The organism is Streptomyces sp. HSW2009 (assembly GCF_040240285.1).
Lineage (GTDB): Bacteria > Actinomycetota > Actinomycetes > Streptomycetales > Streptomycetaceae > Streptomyces.
Map to the genome: position 1 here is coordinate 1 of NZ_JBEHZD010001115.1, position 692 is coordinate 692.

Sequence of the window (692 nt, forward strand, 5' to 3'; positions counted from 1 at the left end):
CCCCCTCCATCAACACACGGAGTTGCGGGGGCCGGGTCATTTGTTTAAACGACCCCGCGGGGCCGGGACGGGGGGGGGGGCGCGCCCCCGCCGCGCCGGGGCCGCGCTCGCCGCGACCGCGGGCGGCGTACTCCCGCTCCTGGAACTGACCCGCACTCTGGGCACCGGCGCGGCCTGGGGCGTGCTCGCGCTGCTCGCCTCGGTCGCCTGCCTGGCCTGCGACCGGTTCTTCGGGCTCACCTCCGGCTGGATGCGGGACCTGGCCACGGCGCAGGCGGTGCACCGGCGGCTTGAGGCGCTCCAGTTCGACTGGTCGGTGGAGAACGTGCGCGAGGTGCTCGGCCCCACCGAGGGCACGGCGAGCGAGGCGGCCGAGCGGTGCCTGACGGTGCTGCGCCGGTTCGCCGAGGACGTCACCGAGTTGGTGCGGGCCGAGACGGCCGACTGGATGGTCGAGTTCGGGACGCGGTCGGTGCCGCTGTGCACTCAGTCGCTGGTGTGGAGCGCCCGTACGGAGGCGAGTACACCGCCGAGCCGGCTGCTGATCCCCCCGGGCACCCGCCCGAACATGCCCCGGCAGCGCCCGCCGAACTTCCCCCGCTGACCGGCACCACCGCAGGTCAGGCCCGTACCGCGGGCCGGAGCGGCGCCGGGGGGCGGGCCGCGGGGGCCGGGCCGGCGGCCCGCGGGGC

General features: G+C 77.0%; 1 protein-coding gene. It reads left to right on the forward strand.

Features of this window, described 5'->3' with window-relative positions; translation table 11 throughout:
* On the forward strand, positions 1–604 hold a 604-nt coding region (locus AAHZ94_RS34825; protein WP_349997659.1), incomplete at its 5' end, for an SLATT domain-containing protein.
* Positions 605–692: the final 88 nt, after the last annotated feature.